Here is an 18,963-nt window from a genome sequence, read left to right on the forward strand (position 1 = left end):
CGATAATCATTTTCAGTATATCGTTCCGCGCTATGGATTGGCTGATCGCCCCGTTCGAGGTGGCTTTTGTGCAGCGAGCGCTGTGGGGCGGGCTGCTGGTGTCGTGCGTGTGCGCGCTGGCCGGAACCTGGGTTGTGGTGCGCGGCATGGCTTTTCTCGGTGACGCGATGGCGCACGGCATGCTGCCAGGGGTGGCGGTGGCGGCGCTGCTCGGCGGGAACCTGTTGATCGGCGCGGCGGTCAGTTGCGTCGCGATGGCCTGCGGGGTGTCGCTGCTCGGGCGCAGCAAGCGGTTCGGCGCGGACACGGCGATCGGGCTGCTGTTCGTGGGAATGCTCGCGGCCGGGGTGATCCTGGTGTCGCGGTCGCAGTCGTTCGCGGTGGATCTGACCGGATTCCTGTTCGGTGATGTGCTGGCCGTGCGGACGGTCGACCTGTGGTATCTCGTTGCGGCACTGGGCATCGCGTTGGTCGTCACGGTGCTCGGGCATCGGGCGTTCGTCGCGTCGACCTTCGATCCGCGCAAGGCGCAGACCCTCGGCTTGCATCCGAAGATCGCGCAGGTGGCGTTGATCGGGTTGGTGACGCTGGCGATCGTGTCGTCGTTCCACGTCGTCGGAACGCTGCTGGTGTTCGGATTGCTGATCGCGCCGCCCGCCGCCGCGGTGTTCTGGTCGGACCGGATTCCGGTGGTCATGGTGCTCGCCGCACTGATCGGCGGGCTGTCCACCGTTGCCGGGCTGGTCATTTCGTGGCACGCGGAAACCGCCGCGGGGGCGACCATCGCGGCGGTGGCGGTCGGGGTGTTCTTCCTGTCGGCGATCGTGTCGGTGCTGCGCGAGCGGGTCGGGCGACTCGGGGTGGCGGCGGTCGCGGCGCTGCCGCTGGTGGGGTGTGCGACGGGGGAGCCCGCGGTGGTCGAGGAGGTGCCGCACGGGTTCGTGGCCGGGGCCGAGGAGGTCAGTGAGGCGCAGACGCGGTTGGTGGTCAGTGACGGGATCGGCGGGGTTCGGGTGGTGGATCTGCTGACCGAGGAAGTCACGGCGGTGTCGGAAAGTACTGCCGGTGCTGGTGAGCGGGCGGCGGGGGACGGCCGGTTCGTCTATCTGGTCTCGGAGGGGAAGCTCAGGATCGTCGACAGCGGGGCATGGACTGTCGATCACGGCGACCACAAGCACTACTACCGAGCGCCGATTCGGGAGATCGACGGGATGGTGCTCGACGGTGTGCCGGGTGCTCTCTGGGCGCACGGTGACGCGGTGGTGACGACCGTGGTGTTCGGTTCGGGCGAGACGCTGGTGTTCGATCGGGCCGAGCTCGAAGCCGGAGCCGCCGGGAAACCTCGGCGCGTCGACGGCATCGCGGTGCCGTACGCGGAGCGACTCGTTGTGGCCGGTGCGGATGGTCGCGTCGAGGTGCGTGGACGTGACGGATCGGCGGGGGAGGTGCAGGTCGAGAAGTGCCCGCAGCCCAGTGGGCAGGCGGTGACCCGGCGTGGCGTCGTGTTCGGGTGTGCCGATGGTGCGGTGGTGGTGGCGCAGCGGGAGGGCGGGTTCGTCACCGAGAAGATCGCGTATCCGGCGCCGGCCGGGGATCGGGCGACGGCTTTCACTCACCGGCCGGGGAGTACCACGCTGACCGCGCTCGCGGGGCGGGATGCGGTGTGGTCGTTGGACATTCGTAAGAAGTCCTGGACGCGGACGGCAGTGGCCGATCCCGTCGCGGTGAATACCGCGGGCGAGGGCTCGCCGCTGCTGGTGCTCACCCGTGCCGGCGTGCTGCGCGCCATCGATCCCGTATCCGGCACGGAGACAGCGCAACTCGCATCGGGCACCGTCGAAGGACAGCCGGTGATCGAGGTCGACCCGGATCGCGCCTACGTCAACGACATTCGCGGTCGCGTGATCCACGAGGTCGCCTACAACGACAACCTGCGCGCCGCCCGCACGTTCCCGCTGGACATCGCGCCGGCCCTGATGGTGGAGACAGGTCTGTGAATCACCGATCCCCGACAGCTCGACCCGAGCGATCGAACCCCCTGACACCGGGTGCGCTACGTCGCGTGGCCCAACTGCTCGTCGCGGCGGTGCTGCTCGTCCCGTTGATCGCCGCGTGCGCCAGTGGCGGCGATCGCACGGGAATCGTGGTCACCACCAATATCCTCGGTGACCTGACCCGCGCCGTGGTCGGCGACACCGTGCCGGTGACGGTGCTGATGCAGGCCGGCGCCGACCCGCATTCCTTCGCCATCTCCGCACGTCAGGCCGCCGATATCGAGCGGGCCGCGCTGGTGGTGCACAACGGGCTCGGGCTCGAGGAAGGCGTGGCCAGGCACGTCCAGGCCGCCGTCGCCGCGGGCGTGCCGACGCTGGCCGTCGCCGAACGGGCCGACCCGATCGACTACACCTTCGACGAGTCCGCGGGCACACCCGATCCGCACTTCTGGACCGACCCGCGACGGGTGCGCATGGCCGTCGAGGCGATCAGCGCCGAAGTGCTCGCCACCGTCGACGGCGTCGATACCGCTGCCGTACAGGCGAATACGCGAAGCTACCTCGGCGAGCTCGACCAGCTGGACGCATGGATGACCGAGAAGTTCGCCGCCATCCCGGCCGAACGCCGTCAGCTGGTCACCGACCACCACGTGTTCGGTTATCTCGCACAGCGATTCGGGTTCCGGGTGATCGGCGCGGTGATCCCCAGCGGCACCACCCTGGCCTCGCCGAGCGCCGCCGACCTCGACAGCCTGGCCACCGCGATCAGAACCGCCGGGGTGCGGGCGATCTTCGCCGATTCCGGTCAACCCGACCGCCTCGCGCGCGTTCTCGCCGAACACACCGGGCTGGCCGTGCAGGTGATCGCCCTGCACACCGAATCACTCACCCCGCCCGGTGGCGGCGCCGCCACCTACCTGGAGATGGCGCGCACCAACACCGAGGCCATCGCCCGTGGTTTATCCGGGCCCACAACGTAATTCACGCACGAAGAGATGGAGCAGTACATGAAAACTCGAGCACGGGCCACCACCATGGTGGCGATGTCGGGCGCGCTGGCCTCGGTGCTGGCGCTGAGCGCCTGCGGCACCGACGAGACCGCCGACCACGCGCACGCCCCCGGCGCCGAACCGATCGCGCTGACCTACAGCGGCGGCATCTACGTCCTCGACGGCGCCACCCTCACCCAGGAGGGTGAGGTGAAGCTCGACGGCTACAACCGCCTCAACCCGGCCGGCGACGACAACCACCTCGTGGTGTCGACCAAGGACGGCTTCCGCATCTTCGACGCCGACACCGCCGAATTCACCGGAACCGACTACGCCGCGGCCAAGCCCGGCCATGTCGTCCGGCACGCGGGTAAGACCGTGCTGTTCGCCGACGGCACCGGCGAGGTCTCCGTCATCGACACCGACCAGATCAACAGCGGCAAGCCCGTCGAGGTGTACAAGACCGCCGCCGCCCACCACGGCGTCGCCCTCGAGCTGAGCAACGGGAACCTGCTGGTCACCCTCGGCACCGAGGACAAGCGGGTCGGCGCCATCGTGCTCGACAAGGACCGCAAGGAGATCGCCCGCACCGAGGACTGCCCCGGCGTGCACGGCGAGGCCGCCGCACAGGCCGAGGCGATCGTGATCGGCTGCCAGACCGGCGCCGTGGTGTACCGCGACGGCGCGTTCACCAAGATCACCAGCCCCACCCCCTACGGCCGCATCGGCAATATGTCCGGCAGCGAGGCCTCGCCGATCGTGCTCGGCGACTACAAGCAGGACAAGGACGCCGAACTCGAACGCCCGCAGCAGGTTTCGCTGGTGAACACCACCGACGGCACCCTGCGCCTGGTCGACATCGGCACCAGCTACACCTTCCGCTCGCTGGCCCGCGGCCCCCAGGGTGAGGCGCTGGTGCTCGGCACCGACGGCAAGATCCACGTCATCGACCCCGTCGCGGGCGCCGTGACGCGCACCATCGCGGTGCTCGGCACCTGGTCCGAGCCCCTCGACTGGCAGGCCGCCCGCCCCGCGCTGTTCGTGCGCGACGGCATCGCCTACGTGACCGACCCGGCCACCAAGCAGGTGCACCGCGTCGACCTCGCCGACGGAAAGGTCACGGCCACCGCCATTCTCGCCGAGGCCCCCAACGAGATCACGGGCGTCACCGGACACTGACCCCGAACATCGGCCCATCGGTAGCGCGTCGCGATGACGCCTGCCGGTGGGCCGACCCACCCTCGGCGACGGCCGAGACAGTGACGCGGGCCTCCCGCAGTTCGCGCTGTCGTTACCGGCCCGCGCACCGCACGACGACCTCGCGCAGATTGCGACTGCGGACATCGTCGAGGATTGCCATGCCGAGGCGGTTCATGGTGTAGCCGAAGCCCAATCCGGTTGTCGGATCGGCGAATCCGAACGATCCGCCCAAACCCGTTGTGCCGTAGGCGCGTTTGTCCGAGCCGAAGCGGAAACTACCGCGCGACTTGCGGAATCCGAGGTGGTAGCGGCTCTTGGTGTGCAGCACCAGGTCATCGGCGGGCACGTCGTCGGCGGTGTCGGCGGCCGCGAGCTGGTCGAGCACCTCGTCGCTGATCGGCAGCGCGCCCGTGTGCGCCGCCGCCGCGCCGTAGACCTTCGCCAGCGCCCGCGCGTTACCCACGCCGTTCATGCCCGGCCACTCGACTTCGAGGAACTCCCGCCGGGCCGCCCGCGCGGGCGCACCCGGTCGCGGATTGGTCAGTGCCGCATAGGAATACCCGCGCTTGGCGTAGACCTCGCCGCCGATCCGCAACGGCAGATCGCGGCGTTCGTAGCGCCAGATGTCCCAGCTCTTGGTCGCCGACAACTGGGCGACGCGCTCCATCGGCTCGGAATCGGGCAGCCCGATGAACAGATCGGCACCGACCGGCCCCGCGATCTCCTCGGCGAAGAACCGTCCGAGACTGCGACCGTCCGGGTCGACCCGGCGCAGCAACTCGCTCTGATACAGCCCCAGCGTCAGCGCGTGATACCCGTGCCGGGTGCCGGGAACCCACGCCGGTTTCTGCGCGGCGAGCAGCTCCCCGAGGGCGTCACGGTCGACGAGTTCGCGCAGTTTCACGACCCGGTCCAGCCCGGACAGCCCGGCCTGATGATCGATCAACTGCCGCACGGTGATCCGGTCCTTGCCGTGCGCGCCGAACTCCGGCCAGTACTTCGTCACCGGCGCCTCGTAGTCGAGCAGTCCGCGCGAGACCGCCGCCGCGATCGTGAACGCCGACATCCCCTTCGACGAGGAGAACACCGGCACGATGGTGTCGTGCTCCCACGCGACCTCACGGTTGCGGTCGCGATGACCGGCCCAGATGTCGACCAGCGGCTCGCCACCGGCGTAGACCGAGACGGCGGCGCCGATCTCGCCGTGGTGGGTGAAGTTGCGGCGGAAAGCGTCGGCGACGGGGCCGAAACCGGCCGCCACGTCGCCGTGGATCGATGGTGCGGGACTCATGGTGTCAACGATCGTAGCCGCGTCTCGTACGCTGCGGAGATGCGATCGTTGCAGCAGGTTCAGGACTGGCCCGTCGAGAACGCCGCCGCCGCCGTGGTCACCGCCGAGTCGGTGTCGAGCGTCGGCGACACCGAACGGGTGTACCGGCTCGCCTCGGTCACCAAACCGCTGGTCGCCTACGCCACGCTCGTGGCACTCGAGGAAGGCGCGATCGAACTCGACCAGCCCGCGGGCCCGCCCGGCTCGACCGTGCGCCACCTGCTCGCCCACACCTCCGGCGTCGCCTTCGCCACCCCCGAGGTGATCGCCGAACCGGGCGCGCGCCGCATCTACTCGAGTGCCGGCTTCGAACTGCTCGCCGACTTCCTCACCGAACAGACCGCCATCGCCTTTCCCGAGTACCTCGACGAGGCGGTCTTCGCGCCACTGGGCATGCGCACCGCCGTCCTCGACGGCTCCGCGGGCCACGCCGCCCGTGCCTCGCTCGCCGACCTGACGTTATTCGCCAGTGAGTTGCTGACACCCCAATTGATATCTCGGCAAACATTGGATAACGCCACCTCGGTGCAATTCCCCGACCGCGACGGCATCCTGCCCGGATACGGCTCCCAGCGACCCAACGACTGGGGATTGGGATTCGAAATCCGCGACGGGAAAACCCCGCACTGGACGGGAAGCGCCAATTCCGCGCGCACCTACGGCCACTTCGGACAGTCCGGCACGTTCCTGTGGGTCGACCCGGAAATAGGAGTGGCGACAATCGCGCTGAGCGACGAGAATTTCGGGGACTGGGCCAGAAGAGCGTGGCCGAAATTAAGCGATTCCGTGATCGCAGAGACACATAACACGCAGTAAGGTAACGCGCGCAGCACCACGCACGTCGCCTACACTCGGGCCACTGCCAGTCCGCGACGGGTCGTTGGGGAAGACGCTCCTTGTCGAGGCTGGAGGTGTTGTTAGTGCGCGCATCGAGTCAGTTCGCTGACGCGACGGCGGGTGTGGTGTACATCCACTCATCGCCCGCCGCGTTGTGTCCCCACGTGGAATGGGCGCTGTCCACCGCACTCTCGTCTCCCGCGAAATTGCGATGGAACACCCAACCCGCCGACGGGCAACTCCGAGCCAGCAGCGATTGGATCGGTCCGGTCGGCACCGCCGCACGGATTGCCCAATCATTGCGCACCTGGCCGGTGCTGCGATTCGAGGTCACCGAGGATCCCAGCGAAGGCGTCGACGGCGAACGCTACAGTTTCGTCCCCGCCCTCGGTCTGTGGCACGGATCCACCGGCGCCAACGGCGATGTCATGCTCGGCGAAATGCGATTACGTGCCTTACTGCAAGCCGCCAAAGAACTCGACACCCACGGAACCTTCGACCTGTCCACCGAACTCGACCGCGCCCTCGGTTCCCCGTGGGACGAGGACCTCGAGGCCTACCGGCAGGGCACCGACAGTATCGGCGCCGAAGTCACCTGGTTGCGCCGCGACGTGGGCTAGTCCGTTCCGGTCATCGGTGCTCGCTCTTGTCCCCGAACCCGCGCTCGGGCAGCATCGTGCGGGTGATGAACAGTCGAATTTCCGGCCCACTCCTGGTGGCCACCTCCGCCGCTGTGCTCGCCTTCGGCCCCCTCGCGGTCGCGCCCGCCGCGGCGATCACCCCGTTCGAGGTACCGGCGATCAGCTTCACCGGCACCGCCGCGGGCACGATCACCGCCACCCTGGCCAACCGCAACGACCGCGGCTGGTGCTGGGCCGAGGCCGGCGTCGGCCCGAACAGCGACCACGTCTTCTTCGGTGAGATGGCGCCGGAGTCGCTGGCCGGTCCGGGGCAGACGATCACCACCACCCTCGAAGGACTCGAACCCGGCACCACGATCACCGCGCGCGGCGGCTGTGTCAACGACGCCGAGTTCGCCTTCTCCGAGAAGGTGACGGTCAAGGTGCCCACCGCCAAGCCCGCGACGGGCAGCTTCGGGTCCTAGGTCGGCGTGGCGGCCCCCTCGGTACTCCGAAGCGACAGTGGGAGTTCGGGCCAGTCGATCAGATCGGCGAGCATGCGGCGGTCGTGGGTGGCCACGACAACCGCCGCCGGGGTCGTGCGCAGGGCCGCGGTGAGGTCGTCGACCAGGGCGGTGGAGAGGTGATTAGTCGGCTCGTCGCACAGGATGAGATCGGGGCGGGCGGCGAGTTGGACGGCCAGGTGTAGGCGGCGCTGCTGGCCCTGGGAGAGGCGACCGACGGGGGTGGCGCGGGCTCGCGGCTCGAGCAGACCGGTCGCGGTGAGGGGAACCGGGTCGCGATGGTGTCGGGTGTGCTGGTCGTAGAGGTCGTGGGCGGTCAGGTCGGGGTCCCAGGCGGGGACTTCCTGGCCGATGAAGGCGATGCGGGCGGTCGTGTGCCGTTCGACGACGCCGGTCGACGGTTCGACCGCACCCGCGAGGGCGGCCAGGAGCGTGGACTTGCCCGCGCCGTTGTGGCCGGTGACGAGGAGTCGATCGCCCGCCGCGAGAGCGAGGCTGACCGGGGAGTCGAGGCGGCCCGGCACCGTGACCTCGGCGCAGCTGAGCAGCGTGATCCCGGGCCGGACGCGCAGATCCGGAAAGCGCAGGCGCAGCGGGGGAGCGGGGACGGTGATCGTGTGGGCGTCGAGATCGGACTGGCGCCGATTGAGCGCCTGCACCAAACCCGGTGTGCGGGACTGGCGTTGGTGTTTTCCGTGGCCCTTGTCCGGTCGCCATCCGGTGCTGAGACGGTCGCGTGCGCTCGACACCGCGTCGTGGAGGCGCGCGCGTTCGGCGAGTTGGGCCTCATGATCGTCGACCCAGCGGGCGCGGGCGCGGTCCCTGCCCTGCTGCCAGCCCGTGTAACCGCCGGCGAAGAGCTGCGGGTGACCGTCCCGACTGGGATCGAGGTCGAGGAATTCGTCCGCGACATCGCGCAGCAGGGCGCGGTCGTGGCTGACCACGACCAGTCCACCGGAGTGGGCTCGCAGGCGATCGGTGAGGAAGTCCAGGCCGTCGCGGTCGAGGTGGTTGGTCGGTTCGTCCAGCAGCAGGATGTCCTGAGCCGAACCGAGCAGGCACGCCAGGCGGACCCGGTAGCGCTGGCCCACCGACAGCGTCGCCAGCGCCCGACCACGGTCCGCGCACGCGTGCAGCGCGGACAGGGCGATATCGACGCGTCGTTCGGCGTCCCAGGCGTCGAGTCGCGTGGCCGTGTCGAGGGCCGCGGCGTAGGCGTCGTCCGCGCCCGCGGCGGCGGTGGTGAGCGACAGGGTCGCGGCGTCGAGTTCGCGCAGCGCTCGGCGCGCCGGTTCGACGGTCTCGGCGATGAGATCACCGACGGTCTCGCCCGCGCGAAAAGCGATGGCCTGCTGGGCGATTCCGATCGTGCCGGCCCGGGTCACCGTCCCGCTGTCGGGGACGAGGAGCCCGGCCAGCACATGCAGCAGGGTGGACTTGCCCCGCCCGTTCTCCCCGACGATGGCGATGCGCGAACCGGTCGACACGGTGAGGCAGACATCGGCCAACACCGGTCGTGAACCGAGGGTGACATGGATCGAGGTGGCTTTGAGGTGCGCGTGCGCGCGATGAGAGATGGACACAGGGTCTCCGCAGCTCGAGGAAGGAGCCGGGACAGCACTGAGGACCGCCCGGCAGGATTACCCGGAACGGCGGCGTCAGAACAGAAGAAGGGTCGCCGCCGTCAGCGGAGCGACCAGGGCTTCATCATCGCGATACCTGTGTGCATGGTTTCCGACGATATCGGAGCGCGCGAACCGCTGCCAAGCGAATTTCGGGCTCATCGCGCGAACGGTTGTTCGAGGTGAGGGCGAGATCAATGCGATGCGGGCGGGCGTGCAGTCGCCCTACGCGAACGAACCGGCAGTGCGCCGAGCCACCCGCCTCGCGGGCTCCGCCTGCCTCGTCCAGGGCATCGTGCTGCTGGCCTGCTCCGTAGGCCTGGTGATATCCGGCCTGGTCAATCCCCAATACCTGATCGTGGTCTGCGTAGTCGCACTCCTACCCGGCCTCCCCGCGATCAGCCTCCTCACCGCATCGCGCCGAATCCTGCGCGGCGAAATCAACGGCACGACCAGAGCAACCTCCATGCTGATCACCACCAGCGGCCTCGTCCTCCTGGCAACAATCGGCGCCATCATCGACGGACCATGGCCCGCGAAGATCCTGATGATCACCCTCCTCACCGGCACCATCATCACGGCGATCTTCGTCAACCGCGCGGATCGAGCGTTGAAGGGGTTCCAGGGGTAATTGCGCTAGGACTCCACGGTGCCTTCGTCGCAGTAGAAGCGGATCGTTCGCACCGAAAGGTCCGTGTTGCGGGCGAGGTCGCCGATGCGTCTGGAGCGGTGCTGTTGTGTGGTGTCCGTCACAAGTTATTGCACCTCCACCCCACTGGAGCTTTTAGCGTACCGGGACTGCTGCTCGATCCGTGCGAGGCAGGTGGCCTTCGGTCGACGCGGGCAGGGAAGGGTGATTCGTGGGTACCACGCAGGAACAGATCGTTGGGGGGATCGCGGAGATCGTCGAGGAGGTGACCGGGATCGATGCGACGGAGGTGACGGTCGAGAAGTCGTTCGTCGACGATCTCGAGATCGATTCGCTGTCGCTGGTGGAGATCGCCGTGCAGCTCGAGGACAGGTACGCGGTGAAGATCCCCGACGAGGACCTCGCGAGTTTGCGCACCGTCGGGGACGCGGTTGCCTACGTCCGGAAGATGGAGGCCGAGCAGCCTGAGCTCGCCGCGGAGATGGAAGCGAAACACAGTGAAGAACAGGCGAATTGAGGTCCGATGATCGCCGATCCACAGCTGGATCCCGCCGCGGTCGAACTCGGCGGCTTCTATCGGCAGCCGCCGCACGCCGTCTGGCGGGCGCTGACCGAGCCGGACCTGCTCGCGCGGTGGTTGCTTCGGCCGACCGGCTTCGCCGCCGCGGTCGGCACCCACTTCCGATTCACCATCGCGGACTCGGCGATCGACGAGATCGTCTGCGAGGTGCTGGTCGCGCGGCCCTGCGAGCAACTGACCTACAGCTGGGTGTATCCGCAGGCCGAGCATCCGGCCAGGTGGATCGTCGAGTGGAAACTCGAGCCGCAGGGCGGCGGCACCCGACTTCTGTTGACGCAGAAAGGGTTCGACATCGCGGACCGCCGGCAGCAGATGATGCGCAATGCGATGGAACGGGGCTGGAAGCGACTCGTTCTTCCTCGGCTCGGCGACGTGATCCACCAGTGAACTGAGGACGGATTCGGACCGCCGTCAGCGCGGCAGGCTCACGGCGGTCCGAAGAACAGTTCGGACAGGGTGGTCGACCACCAGGATTCGATGCGGTCGGCGGACCAGCCGCGTTCGGTGCGCAGGATGTCGAAACTGTCGATCGAGGAGATGACAGAGGCGATGTCGAGGGCCTGGTGCAGGTCCATGCCGGGGCGCCAGACGTCGGCGGGCCAGGCGCCGTAGACCTCGGTGCGGATCTTGTTGCCTCGGTCGCGGCCGATGCGGTAGGCCTCGGCCAGGGCGGGGTGCTGGCGGGCGCCTTCGACGATGATGCGCAGGACATCGCCCGCGGTTTCGAACAGGCGACGGTCGAAGCCGAGCAGGGCGCGTAGTTGCGCGCGGGGGTCGCCGGCGCCGGCGAGCAGTTCGGCGGTGGCCCGTTCGACGTCGGCGCCCGCGTCGGCGCTGTCGATCAGGGACGTGGCCAGGCCCGCTTTGCTGCCGTAGACCGCGTAGATCGTGGCCTCGGAAACACCCGCGGCCGTCGCGACCGAGCGCACCGTGGTGCCGGACCAGCCGTGCTGCAGGAATCGATCCCGGGCCGCCGCGGCGATGAGGGACCGGGTGAGTTCGGCCTGTTGGGAGCGTAGCTGTGAGCGATAGCCACGCCCGGATCGCTCGTCGTTCACGCCCCCACTTTACAGCGATCTCGAGGATCTCTATATTCACTGAGTAAGTCTCTAGTGAATCGAGTATGTCATGAATCAACGTGTTGTCCCGCTGGGCTTCATCGTCGCCGCCCTCGTGTTCGGCATCGGGGGCCAGATGCACCCGATCGGCACCGGCGCCGAGGTCGACGAGCACCTGATCTCGATGTTCACCGACAGCCGGTGGAACGCCTCGCACCTGCTCCAGATGGTCGGTTTGCTGCTCGCCGCAGCCACCTACTTACTGGCTCGGCGCACCGGCGTGTTCGGGGCCTCGGTCTCGAAATGGCTGGTCATCGCGGCCGCCGGTACCGCGTTCGCGGGGATCGAACTGATTCCGCACCTGGCCGCGGCCTCCGAAGCCGACGCACTCGCCAACCACGCGCACACCCCCATCCTGGACATCCACATGGCCCTCCAGGTGATCGCCTCCCCGGCTCTCGGCCTCACCACCGCCGCCCTCGCCGTAGCCGTCGCCCGCCACGCCCGCACCATCGCCGCCTGGATCCTCGCCGCGATCGCCGTCGTCACCGGCATCGCCAGCGCCATCGCGGGCCCACTGGTGGTCTTCAGCCAGAACGTCGACTACAGCTTCCTGTTCGCGTTCCAATCCGGCATCGCGGTGTGGTTGCTGGGCACGGGGATTCGCTTGGCGGTCGGCGACGGGACTCGGTCGTCGGCGGAGCGAGTGGATGAGGGGCGCGTCGCGGTGTCGTCGAGCTGATCACCGAGAAACCCGGCGCCGCGACAAGGTATGAATTGCCCTGTTCTCCAATAGAAGACGCGGCGTTCGGGTTGAGCGGGGCCCGAGCAGCAGCGGTTGGCGAATCGGCACCTGGTTCCCCCGTGAAGTGTTGCGCACCGCTCCGGCGCCGATCCTGCTTTGCTCGTGACAGCCGGCGAGGTTAGCGTCGGTGCGACGGTCAGGGAGGGCGGCGATGGATCTGTTCGACTATGACGCCGAGCTTCGGGCGCATACTGGGCACTTGATGGCGGCCGCGCGGATCGGGCACGGTGATCGGGTGCTCGATGTCGGGTGCGGTACCGGGCAGGTCACGCGGTTGGCGGCTCGTGCGGCGGGTGGGGGGAGCGCGCTCGGGGTCGATATCTCGGAGCGGATGCTCGGACCGGCTCGGCGGATCAGTGCCGACGAGGGGCCGTCGAATGTCGGTTTCGCCTTGGCAGACGCGCAGGTAAACCCTTTCCCCCCAGGCTATTTCGATGTGTGTGTCAGTCGGTTCGGGGTGATGTTCTTCGACGATCCGGTCGCCGCGTTCAGTAATATCGCGCGGGCGTTGCGGCCCGGGGCACGTCTGGCGTGGTTGGTGTGGCAGGGTCCCGGACGCAACGAGTGGGCGTCGGTGTTCAGCGATGTCCTCGCGGCGGTGATCGCGACGCCGGGTCGTGGGCCGTTCTCCCTGGGTGATCCGGCAATCACCGAATCATTGTTGGCGGCAGCGGGTTTCGTCGACATCCGCCTGGCCGACATCGACGAGCCCGTCTACTACGGACCCGACGTTCCGGCCGCCTACGACAATCTGCTCCGCCTCACCGGATTCACCGCCTTCCTCGCCGCGCTCGAACCCTCGGACGCCGAACACGCCCGCGCGCGGCTGCGTGCGATCCTGGACGACCATCAGACCGACGGTGGGGTGTACTTCGACTCGCGGGCTTGGCTCGTCACCGCCCGGTATCCGTGAGCGGCAGGGTGCGCGAGGGGAATCCGCTGGCCACCCACGGCCCTCGTGTGTGTACCGACGTGCGTCTGAACCGCGGAGTCACGGACGCCGCTCCTCCGCTTCGGCCGAAATGTATGTGTACGCAGACTCTGTGCTAATGTCTGCGTACACATACATTTCCCAGGGTTGGATATCCATGGCGCAGAAGCGAAGTCGACTACAGCTGGACGCGGATGCCGAGCAGCAGATGCGCGTCCAGGCCGAGGACTGGGGCGTCACTCCCGCAGTGGCGGTGGCCCTCGCCGTGCAGGCGCAGTCGGCGAGTCCGACCGTCGCCCAGCGCGCGGTCGTCACGCTCCGAGCACTCGGTACCGGCACTGCGGTGCCATGGAAAGAGCTGTCCCTGCCGACCTCGACCGCGCCGACCCTCACCCTCAGCATGGGGGCGTGGGTCGACGGTCCCTCGAAGCCCGGCGATCCGATCAGTCGGCGGGGTCACGGTGTGAAACCCGACTGGGTGTTCAACGCGCCGGAGGTCGTGCGCTCGGTCAGGGCCTACTGGAGCGCGGCGCCGACAGTTGGCACCTTCCGGATCGTCGCATTCCGGCTCGGCCTGCCTGTGGCCCACCTGTGGGCGGACTCGTACGCGATTCACGGCGACCGGATCTTCGTGGACAAATGCCTCGTCGCGGACAGCGGTGGCTGGGTCGACGCCGATGCGGGCGTGGTTGTGGCGGCACTGGACACCGAGGACATCGCGGTCGACCAACTGCTCGCGAATCTGATTGTCACGCCATCGAAGAGCCGGAATCCAGTCTCATGGCTGGACGTGCGGGGCCGGAGACCGTAACTCGATCACGAGCGCCACCCATAGCAAGAGAACGCCCCCGCGTGAAAACGCGGGGACGCTCTTCGTAGTCTTTGACCCCGAGAGGCCTTTTCTGCGATGAAGTCTACGCTGGGCGCACCGGCCGTGCAAGCATCGACCGCCGGTCAACGGCGGCACCGGAATGTCATGGTGCGGCTCGGTGGGCCGCGCATAGAACCGTATTACCAGCTCGCGGGCGGGCACTCCCGCAATGCCGTCGCGCTGTACCGGTGGAACATCCAGCTGTCCGCGGCGTTCATGGAGTTGCTCGCGGTAGTGGAGATCGTGGTGCGTAACGCGATGCACGAGCAGTTGTCTACGTGGTGCCACACCAACGGCGGCACGTGCGACTGGCTCACCGATCACTCGGACCTCCCCGACCCCCTGGCTCCGCTGTTCACGGCGATTCGGAGCGGGGCGGTCTCGTACGCCATGGACGCGAAGGACGTCCGCGACGGCAATCCTGCGCATCGGCGGAGCGGGCAGCCCCTTGCGGAAGGAGACGTCTTGTCGCAGATCAGCTTCGGCAAGTGGCACGGCCTCGTACCCAGCCACGAGGCGCAGTGGAAAGATCCGACAACCAACGGGTATCGACGGAGAGTCTGGAACGAAGCGCTGTGTCGCGCGTTCGCGCCCGGAACCGATCCGGATGAGGTTCGTTGGCTGCTGTACCGACTGTCGTACTTCCGCAATCGGGTGGCCCACCACGAGTGCATCATCAGCGCACCGCTGCGGGCAGGCCGGAATCACCCACTTCGCCAACGCCTCCGTGACACCTTCCACATGGCGGAGTTGATCGACAACGATGTGCACCACTTGCTCACGGCGATGAACCAGGTCTCGCCGATTCTCAACAAGTGTCCGGTGCCGTGATCACTCTTGGAGAGTCGGGGGTTCGGCCGCACGCCTACACCGTGGCGCCGAGCCAGTGCGCGAACCCGAGCAGGCTCTCTGACTGGCGGCGCTGCGCGGCGGCGATGCCGTACACCGTTTCCCGCACCGACGGGTGCAAGCGGGTCTGCTGCGGCGCTGCGGCGCGCGCCTTGTTCAGCGACGCCAGTGCCTTGTCCGGCTTGCCCGACATGAGCCAGGCACGGGCGTTGTCCTGCCAGTGGTGGGCGATCCTGGTCGGTGGGGCGCCCGCCGAGTAGGTCAGTTCGACGCCGGTGAGCGCTGCCCGGTTCGGGTCACCTGCTTCCAATTCGACCGCGTGCGAATGGATTTCAACATTCAGTGGCCCGAACGCGGTCATGTACATGTCGGATTCGCCGGTCCGGGCAGCGAGGTCGCGCGCTGCCGTGACGTGGTCGACGGCGCCCGCGTAGTTCAGTTTCCGGGCCTCGTTGATCGCCCCGGCGAGGTGGGAGTACCCGGCGAGGACCATCCCCGGCGCGGTGTCGTCGGCGGTGGTGATGGCGCGGTCGATGAGCTGGGCGGCCACACCGGATTCGCCGTAGTGGGTGAGGATCCGGGCGCGTGCCAGCGCGGAGAACGCGCCGTAGTTCGGGTCGTCGCCGAGCGGGGCGTATCCGTCGGCGAGGTCGAGCGCGGGCAACGCGAGCATGAGGTGACCGGTCCGGCGGGCCGACCATTCGGCGAGGATGTAGGCCGACGCGAGCAGCGAGTACGCGCGCGCCTGGTCGTCGCCGGTGAGGTCGCGCGCGGCGCCGTGCAGGCGGCGGATGATCGCGGGTAATACCTCGATGGTCTGGCGGGTGCGGTCGCTGCGGTACAGGTCCTGCGCCGCGGTGAGGTCGGCTTCGATCTGTGCCAGCTGGCCCGGTTCGTCGGCGCGGGCGTAGCGGCCTTCGGCAAGCAGCACGGAGAGTTCGTTGACCGCGTCCGCGAGCGGCTTGCCGTCGTTGAACGGGGCGCCGGTGAGCTGTTCGGGCGTGATCCGTAGGGCGCGGGCGACGGCGGAGATGAACCCCGCTGAGGCGGGTTCGCGCTCCTGCTCGACGGCCTTGATCATGCTCAGGCTGTACCCGGACCGGTCGGCGAGCTGGCGTTGGTTCAGACCGGCGATCTTGCGTTCGGCCGCGAGGGCTTGCCCTACGTGTGTCCCCATAGTCCGAGGGTAGATCGATACGTCTCGCGTGTCCCGTTCTGTCTCTGTCCCTTTCCTGTCCCTCGACGCCCTTGTCTGCGGCGAATCTGGTTTCAGCCGCGCCGCCGGGTGGCTGTTCGCCCCGGCGGCGGAGGCATTCCAACCTGGGAGAGGGGGCCGCCGATGTGGGGGCAGACGACCGGTGTTCCGAAGCAGCCGACGGTGTGGGACATCATCGCGCGCCTGGCGCAGGAGGCCGAACAGCAGGGCACGCCGTCACCGGCGCTCGATCACACGGCGCCTACCGGGTCGTTGACCGCAAGTCAGGCGCACATGGTGATGCAGGCGCACCGGGCGTGTGAGCGGTGGCAGTGCGCGCGGAAGGCGGCGGCGTGGGACGTGCTCGTTGCGGTGGGCAAGGTTGTGCCGCGACCGGGAAACGGGGCGATGTGAGCGACGAGACCATACGGAGGCTCGATGAGTTGACCGAGCGGGCCGCGCGTCGATCCATGGCGATTCGCGGTGCATCCGAACCGCCCTACGGCTGGGAGCTGTACAGTCCGTTTCGGGTCGTCTGCCACGGGTCGCTGGACAATGTGGAGGCGTGGCTGACCGCTGCAGAACAGCGCGACGGGCGTCCGCCGATTGTGGTGGAGAACGTCGGCGTCAGGGCGGACGGGTGATGACAGAGCTCGGATTCGCAGTCGCGTCGGTCTGCCGCTGCTCGTCCCACCGCCGCCGACCCCATGGTCGTCTGCGAGACCTCTGTGTCACCGTCATAGACGGCATGGACACCTCCGGTCACCGCCGCGCACTGGATGCCACCCGTGCAATGGCGGCCGCGAAGATCCCGACCACCACCGCATTCGACCAGATGGTGCAAGACTATGGCGTGAAGACGATCTACTTCGGCCTGCTCGAAGACCTCTATGCCAGCTGACCCTCGCCGACCAGCACCTCCACGCCATTCTGGTGATCGGGGTGCTGGTGCCGCTCTTCCCGGTGCTCGGCGCGGGTTGCGGCGTGAGGCGATTCAGGCGCAGGCACCCAAGGTGCTTCCGGCGAAGTGGCTCTGCCCACGATCCGGCTGCGCTGGTACGCGCACCTGTACGACGAGGTTATGGAGAGACGGAAACCGGTGGATAGGCCGCCGCTCTGTGGGTGGGCGCAGTAGGGATCGAACCTACGACCGCTGGTGTGTAAAACCAGTGCTCTACCGCTGAGCTATACGCCCTGGCATCGCCGGTGGGGACCGGCGGTGTCGGGTTATGAATCTAGCGCGGCGAGGGCTTTCTCCCAAGCCGCCTGGTCACGGGCTTGTCCGGGCTCGTTCATCTCCGCGAAAGTGATGTAGCCGGACTTGTCGACGACGAAGGTTCCGCGGTTGGGGTAGCCGGATTTCTCGTTGAAGACGTCGTAGGCCTGGGTGACGGCGCCGTGCGGCCAGAAGTCCGACAGCAGCGGGAACAGGTAGCCCTGTTCGGCCGCCCAGATCTTGTGGGTGGGCGGGGGGCCGACGGAGATCGCGATGATCTCGGCGTCGTCGTTCTGGAACTTGGGCAGCTCGTCGCGAACCTTGCACAGCTCGCCCTGGCAGATGCCGGTGAAGGCGAGCGGATAGAACACCAGCAGCACGTTCTTCTTGCCGCGATAGTCCGACAGGGTGACGGGCTGGTTGTTCTGGTCCTTGAGCGTGAAATCCGGCGCGAGAGTGCCAACTTCTAGCGGCATGCGTTTCGATCCTCCGTCGTGTCGGGCCTCAGCCGGGCTGCGAGCCCAACTGAGACCCTAGCGAACGGCGGATTCAGCGCTGTTTGGACGGTGCCTTCGGCTGGACGAGGCGTGAGCCCGTCCAACTGCCGAGGCTGATGGTGGATGTCTGGGTCAGGCCGGCCGTGGGTGCGGCTTCGGCGATCTCGCTCGGATCGACATGGCCTGATTGCCCGGTTTTGGGGGTGAGGACCCAGATGAAGCCTTCGTCGGCCAGCGGGCTGATGGCATCCATCAGCTCGTCGGCCAGATCGCCGTCACCTTCTCGCCACCACAGCAGGACGGCGTCGACGACCTCGTCGGAGTCTTCGTCGACCATTTCGCCGCCGGTGACCTCCTCGATCTCGGCGCGCAATGCGTCGTCGGTGTCCTCGTCCCAGCCCAATTCCTGAACAACCAAGCCGTGAGAAATGCCAAGCTTCTGAGCGTAGTTCTGCGCGTCCGCCGCGGCGACCACGGTGGTGTCCTCCCTAAACTGCCGACAGTAAGATAGGTGCAAGCGAACATGGTTATCGGCCGTAGCGCAAGCTGATCGGATGAATCGGTACCGTACGCCGCGTGTCGGGAGGGCGAAATCGACTCCCTCAGCAGGCCTCGTGAACGGCGGTCCGTGCCTGGTTGATGGCCCGACTGGCCTCGTTGAGCTTGCCGACCGGTGAGCTGTAGGTCATTTTTCTGGTTTGGGCCGCGAGTTCGCGCGCGGCGGCCACATACGCGGTGAATTTGTCGGCCAGCTCGGTCGGCAGGGCGCCCGCGGCGGTGCTCACGCCGGTCTCGACCTTGGTGGCCGCGTTGTCGAGGGTGCTTGCGGCCGTTTCGCGCTTGACGGCGTAGTCGGGGGCGTTGCTGTCGTGGGCGGAGACGAAGTCGTTGTAGGCGGTCACGCCCGTTCCGGTGGTGGTGGCGAACTGGCCGCAGTTGTCGGAGATGGCCTTGTCGCGCGCGGCGGCGGCGCGCGAGGAGGCCGCGGCCGAGGACGAGGCGGCCGCGGTGGTCTTGTAGGCGGCCACATCGGCCGCGTCGGTCGTCGGCGTGCCGGGCACCCGGTCGGCACACCCCACCAGCACCGAACCCACCGACACCGCGACGATGGCGCAGACCGACCCGAACCGGCGCGCGTGTAGCACCCTCATCGTTCGCCGTTCCCTCTCACTCACCAGCACAACTCGTGTTTCCCT

At 68.0% G+C, this 18,963-nt stretch carries 23 protein-coding genes and 1 tRNA gene; 16 read left to right on the top strand and 8 right to left on the bottom strand.

Annotated elements, in window-relative coordinates:
- Nucleotides 1-32 precede the first annotated feature (32 nt).
- The 3 genes from aztB (at nucleotide 33) to aztD (ending at nucleotide 4,162) form a co-directional block, all read left to right on the top strand.
- On the top strand, nucleotides 33-1,997 hold the full coding sequence (gene aztB, locus ACFP3H_RS20075; RefSeq protein ID WP_378608273.1) for a zinc ABC transporter permease AztB: 1,965 nt from the start codon (nucleotides 33-35) through the stop codon (nucleotides 1,995-1,997).
- Between the two features lie 65 nt (nucleotides 1,998-2,062).
- Entirely contained in the window at nucleotides 2,063-2,974 is a 912-nt protein-coding gene (aztC, locus tag ACFP3H_RS20080; RefSeq protein ID WP_378608274.1) for a zinc ABC transporter substrate-binding protein AztC, read from the top strand.
- A 27-nt stretch (nucleotides 2,975-3,001) separates the two neighbouring features.
- Nucleotides 3,002-4,162 (top strand): zinc metallochaperone AztD, encoded by a 1,161-nt coding sequence (gene aztD, locus ACFP3H_RS20085; RefSeq protein WP_378608276.1) that lies wholly within the window; start codon nucleotides 3,002-3,004, stop codon nucleotides 4,160-4,162.
- 112 nt (nucleotides 4,163-4,274) lie between these two features.
- Here the strand turns inward: aztD and ACFP3H_RS20090 are convergent, their stop codons facing one another.
- On the bottom strand, nucleotides 4,275-5,474 hold the full coding sequence (locus ACFP3H_RS20090) for a serine hydrolase domain-containing protein (protein WP_378608278.1): 1,200 nt from the start codon (nucleotides 5,472-5,474) through the stop codon (nucleotides 4,275-4,277).
- A 39-nt stretch (nucleotides 5,475-5,513) separates the two neighbouring features.
- Here ACFP3H_RS20090 and ACFP3H_RS20095 point away from each other — a divergent pair, with 39 nt between their 5' ends.
- From ACFP3H_RS20095 to ACFP3H_RS20105, 3 genes are all read left to right on the top strand, one after another.
- Nucleotides 5,514-6,329, top strand: a complete 816-nt coding sequence (locus tag ACFP3H_RS20095; RefSeq protein ID WP_378608280.1) for a serine hydrolase domain-containing protein — start codon at nucleotides 5,514-5,516, stop codon at nucleotides 6,327-6,329.
- Nucleotides 6,330-6,433: 104 nt separating this feature from the next.
- Nucleotides 6,434-6,970 (top strand): DUF3145 domain-containing protein, encoded by a 537-nt coding sequence (locus tag ACFP3H_RS20100; RefSeq protein WP_378608282.1) that lies wholly within the window; start codon nucleotides 6,434-6,436, stop codon nucleotides 6,968-6,970.
- Between the two features lie 65 nt (nucleotides 6,971-7,035).
- Complete coding sequence (locus tag ACFP3H_RS20105; protein WP_378608284.1) at nucleotides 7,036-7,455, top strand: hypothetical protein; 420 nt, start codon at nucleotides 7,036-7,038, stop codon at nucleotides 7,453-7,455.
- Here the strand turns inward: ACFP3H_RS20105 and ACFP3H_RS20110 are convergent.
- Nucleotides 7,452-9,077, bottom strand: coding sequence for an ABC-F family ATP-binding cassette domain-containing protein (locus ACFP3H_RS20110; protein WP_378608286.1), 1,626 nt, complete (start codon nucleotides 9,075-9,077; stop codon nucleotides 7,452-7,454). The two genes, ACFP3H_RS20105 and ACFP3H_RS20110, sit on opposite strands and share 4 nt — an antisense overlap.
- Between ACFP3H_RS20110 and ACFP3H_RS20115 the strand changes: the two genes are divergently transcribed.
- The 3 genes from ACFP3H_RS20115 (at nucleotide 9,070) to ACFP3H_RS20130 (ending at nucleotide 10,732) form a co-directional block, all read left to right on the top strand.
- Entirely contained in the window at nucleotides 9,070-9,747 is a 678-nt protein-coding gene (locus ACFP3H_RS20115; RefSeq protein ID WP_378608288.1) for a hypothetical protein, read from the top strand. The two genes, ACFP3H_RS20110 and ACFP3H_RS20115, sit on opposite strands and share 8 nt — an antisense overlap.
- A gap of 229 nt (nucleotides 9,748-9,976) precedes the next feature.
- On the top strand, nucleotides 9,977-10,282 hold the full coding sequence (gene acpM, locus ACFP3H_RS20125; RefSeq protein ID WP_378608292.1) for a meromycolate extension acyl carrier protein AcpM: 306 nt from the start codon (nucleotides 9,977-9,979) through the stop codon (nucleotides 10,280-10,282).
- Between the two features lie 6 nt (nucleotides 10,283-10,288).
- Nucleotides 10,289-10,732, top strand: a complete 444-nt coding sequence (locus ACFP3H_RS20130; RefSeq protein WP_378608294.1) for an SRPBCC family protein — start codon at nucleotides 10,289-10,291, stop codon at nucleotides 10,730-10,732.
- 38 nt (nucleotides 10,733-10,770) lie between these two features.
- Here ACFP3H_RS20130 and ACFP3H_RS20135 read toward each other — a convergent pair whose 3' ends face one another.
- On the bottom strand, nucleotides 10,771-11,403 hold the full coding sequence (locus ACFP3H_RS20135; protein WP_378608296.1) for a TetR/AcrR family transcriptional regulator: 633 nt from the start codon (nucleotides 11,401-11,403) through the stop codon (nucleotides 10,771-10,773).
- A gap of 70 nt (nucleotides 11,404-11,473) precedes the next feature.
- Here ACFP3H_RS20135 and ACFP3H_RS20140 point away from each other — a divergent pair, with 70 nt between their 5' ends.
- The 4 genes from ACFP3H_RS20140 (at nucleotide 11,474) to ACFP3H_RS20155 (ending at nucleotide 14,841) form a co-directional block, all read left to right on the top strand.
- Nucleotides 11,474-12,145, top strand: coding sequence for a hypothetical protein (locus ACFP3H_RS20140; protein ID WP_378608298.1), 672 nt, complete (start codon nucleotides 11,474-11,476; stop codon nucleotides 12,143-12,145).
- A gap of 214 nt (nucleotides 12,146-12,359) precedes the next feature.
- Nucleotides 12,360-13,121 carry a class I SAM-dependent methyltransferase gene (locus ACFP3H_RS20145; RefSeq protein WP_378608300.1) on the top strand — a complete coding sequence of 254 codons (762 nt, stop codon included), beginning with the start codon at nucleotides 12,360-12,362 and terminating at the stop codon, nucleotides 13,119-13,121.
- A 175-nt stretch (nucleotides 13,122-13,296) separates the two neighbouring features.
- Nucleotides 13,297-13,950 (top strand): hypothetical protein, encoded by a 654-nt coding sequence (locus ACFP3H_RS20150; RefSeq protein WP_378608302.1) that lies wholly within the window; start codon nucleotides 13,297-13,299, stop codon nucleotides 13,948-13,950.
- A 96-nt stretch (nucleotides 13,951-14,046) separates the two neighbouring features.
- Nucleotides 14,047-14,841, top strand: coding sequence for a hypothetical protein (locus ACFP3H_RS20155; protein ID WP_378608304.1), 795 nt, complete (start codon nucleotides 14,047-14,049; stop codon nucleotides 14,839-14,841).
- 34 nt (nucleotides 14,842-14,875) lie between these two features.
- Here the strand turns inward: ACFP3H_RS20155 and ACFP3H_RS20160 are convergent, their stop codons facing one another.
- Nucleotides 14,876-16,036: a helix-turn-helix domain-containing protein gene (locus ACFP3H_RS20160; protein WP_378608306.1), complete on the bottom strand. Its 1,161-nt coding sequence runs from the start codon at nucleotides 16,034-16,036 to the stop codon at nucleotides 14,876-14,878.
- Between the two features lie 162 nt (nucleotides 16,037-16,198).
- Between ACFP3H_RS20160 and ACFP3H_RS20165 the strand changes: the two genes are divergently transcribed.
- From ACFP3H_RS20165 to ACFP3H_RS20175, 3 genes are all read left to right on the top strand, one after another.
- Nucleotides 16,199-16,468, top strand: coding sequence for a hypothetical protein (locus ACFP3H_RS20165; RefSeq protein ID WP_378608308.1), 270 nt, complete (start codon nucleotides 16,199-16,201; stop codon nucleotides 16,466-16,468).
- Nucleotides 16,465-16,698, top strand: coding sequence for a hypothetical protein (locus tag ACFP3H_RS20170; protein ID WP_378608310.1), 234 nt, complete (start codon nucleotides 16,465-16,467; stop codon nucleotides 16,696-16,698). Before ACFP3H_RS20165 ends, ACFP3H_RS20170 begins: the two co-directional genes overlap by 4 nt.
- A gap of 104 nt (nucleotides 16,699-16,802) precedes the next feature.
- The gene (locus ACFP3H_RS20175) at nucleotides 16,803-16,955 is read left to right on the top strand and encodes a hypothetical protein (protein ID WP_378608311.1); all 153 of its coding nucleotides are present in this window, start codon (nucleotides 16,803-16,805) and stop codon (nucleotides 16,953-16,955) included.
- 222 nt (nucleotides 16,956-17,177) lie between these two features.
- On the opposite strand, the gene ACFP3H_RS20180 is transcribed toward ACFP3H_RS20175, so the two are convergent.
- The 4 genes from ACFP3H_RS20180 to ACFP3H_RS20195 all read right to left on the bottom strand — a co-directional run bounded on the left by ACFP3H_RS20180 (nucleotide 17,178) and on the right by ACFP3H_RS20195 (nucleotide 18,918).
- Nucleotides 17,178-17,249, bottom strand: a tRNA-Val gene (locus ACFP3H_RS20180).
- Nucleotides 17,250-17,281: 32 nt separating this feature from the next.
- Nucleotides 17,282-17,746: a peroxiredoxin gene (locus ACFP3H_RS20185; RefSeq protein ID WP_378608313.1), complete on the bottom strand. Its 465-nt coding sequence runs from the start codon at nucleotides 17,744-17,746 to the stop codon at nucleotides 17,282-17,284.
- Between the two features lie 73 nt (nucleotides 17,747-17,819).
- Nucleotides 17,820-18,242, bottom strand: a complete 423-nt coding sequence (locus tag ACFP3H_RS20190; RefSeq protein WP_378608315.1) for a DUF3052 domain-containing protein — start codon at nucleotides 18,240-18,242, stop codon at nucleotides 17,820-17,822.
- A gap of 127 nt (nucleotides 18,243-18,369) precedes the next feature.
- A complete protein-coding gene (locus tag ACFP3H_RS20195; protein WP_378608316.1) occupies nucleotides 18,370-18,918 on the bottom strand; it encodes a hypothetical protein in 549 nt (182 codons plus the stop codon).
- Nucleotides 18,919-18,963: the final 45 nt, after the last annotated feature.

Origin of the sequence: Nocardia lasii (assembly GCF_042658545.1) — a bacterium.
GTDB lineage: Bacteria > Actinomycetota > Actinomycetes > Mycobacteriales > Mycobacteriaceae > Nocardia > Nocardia lasii.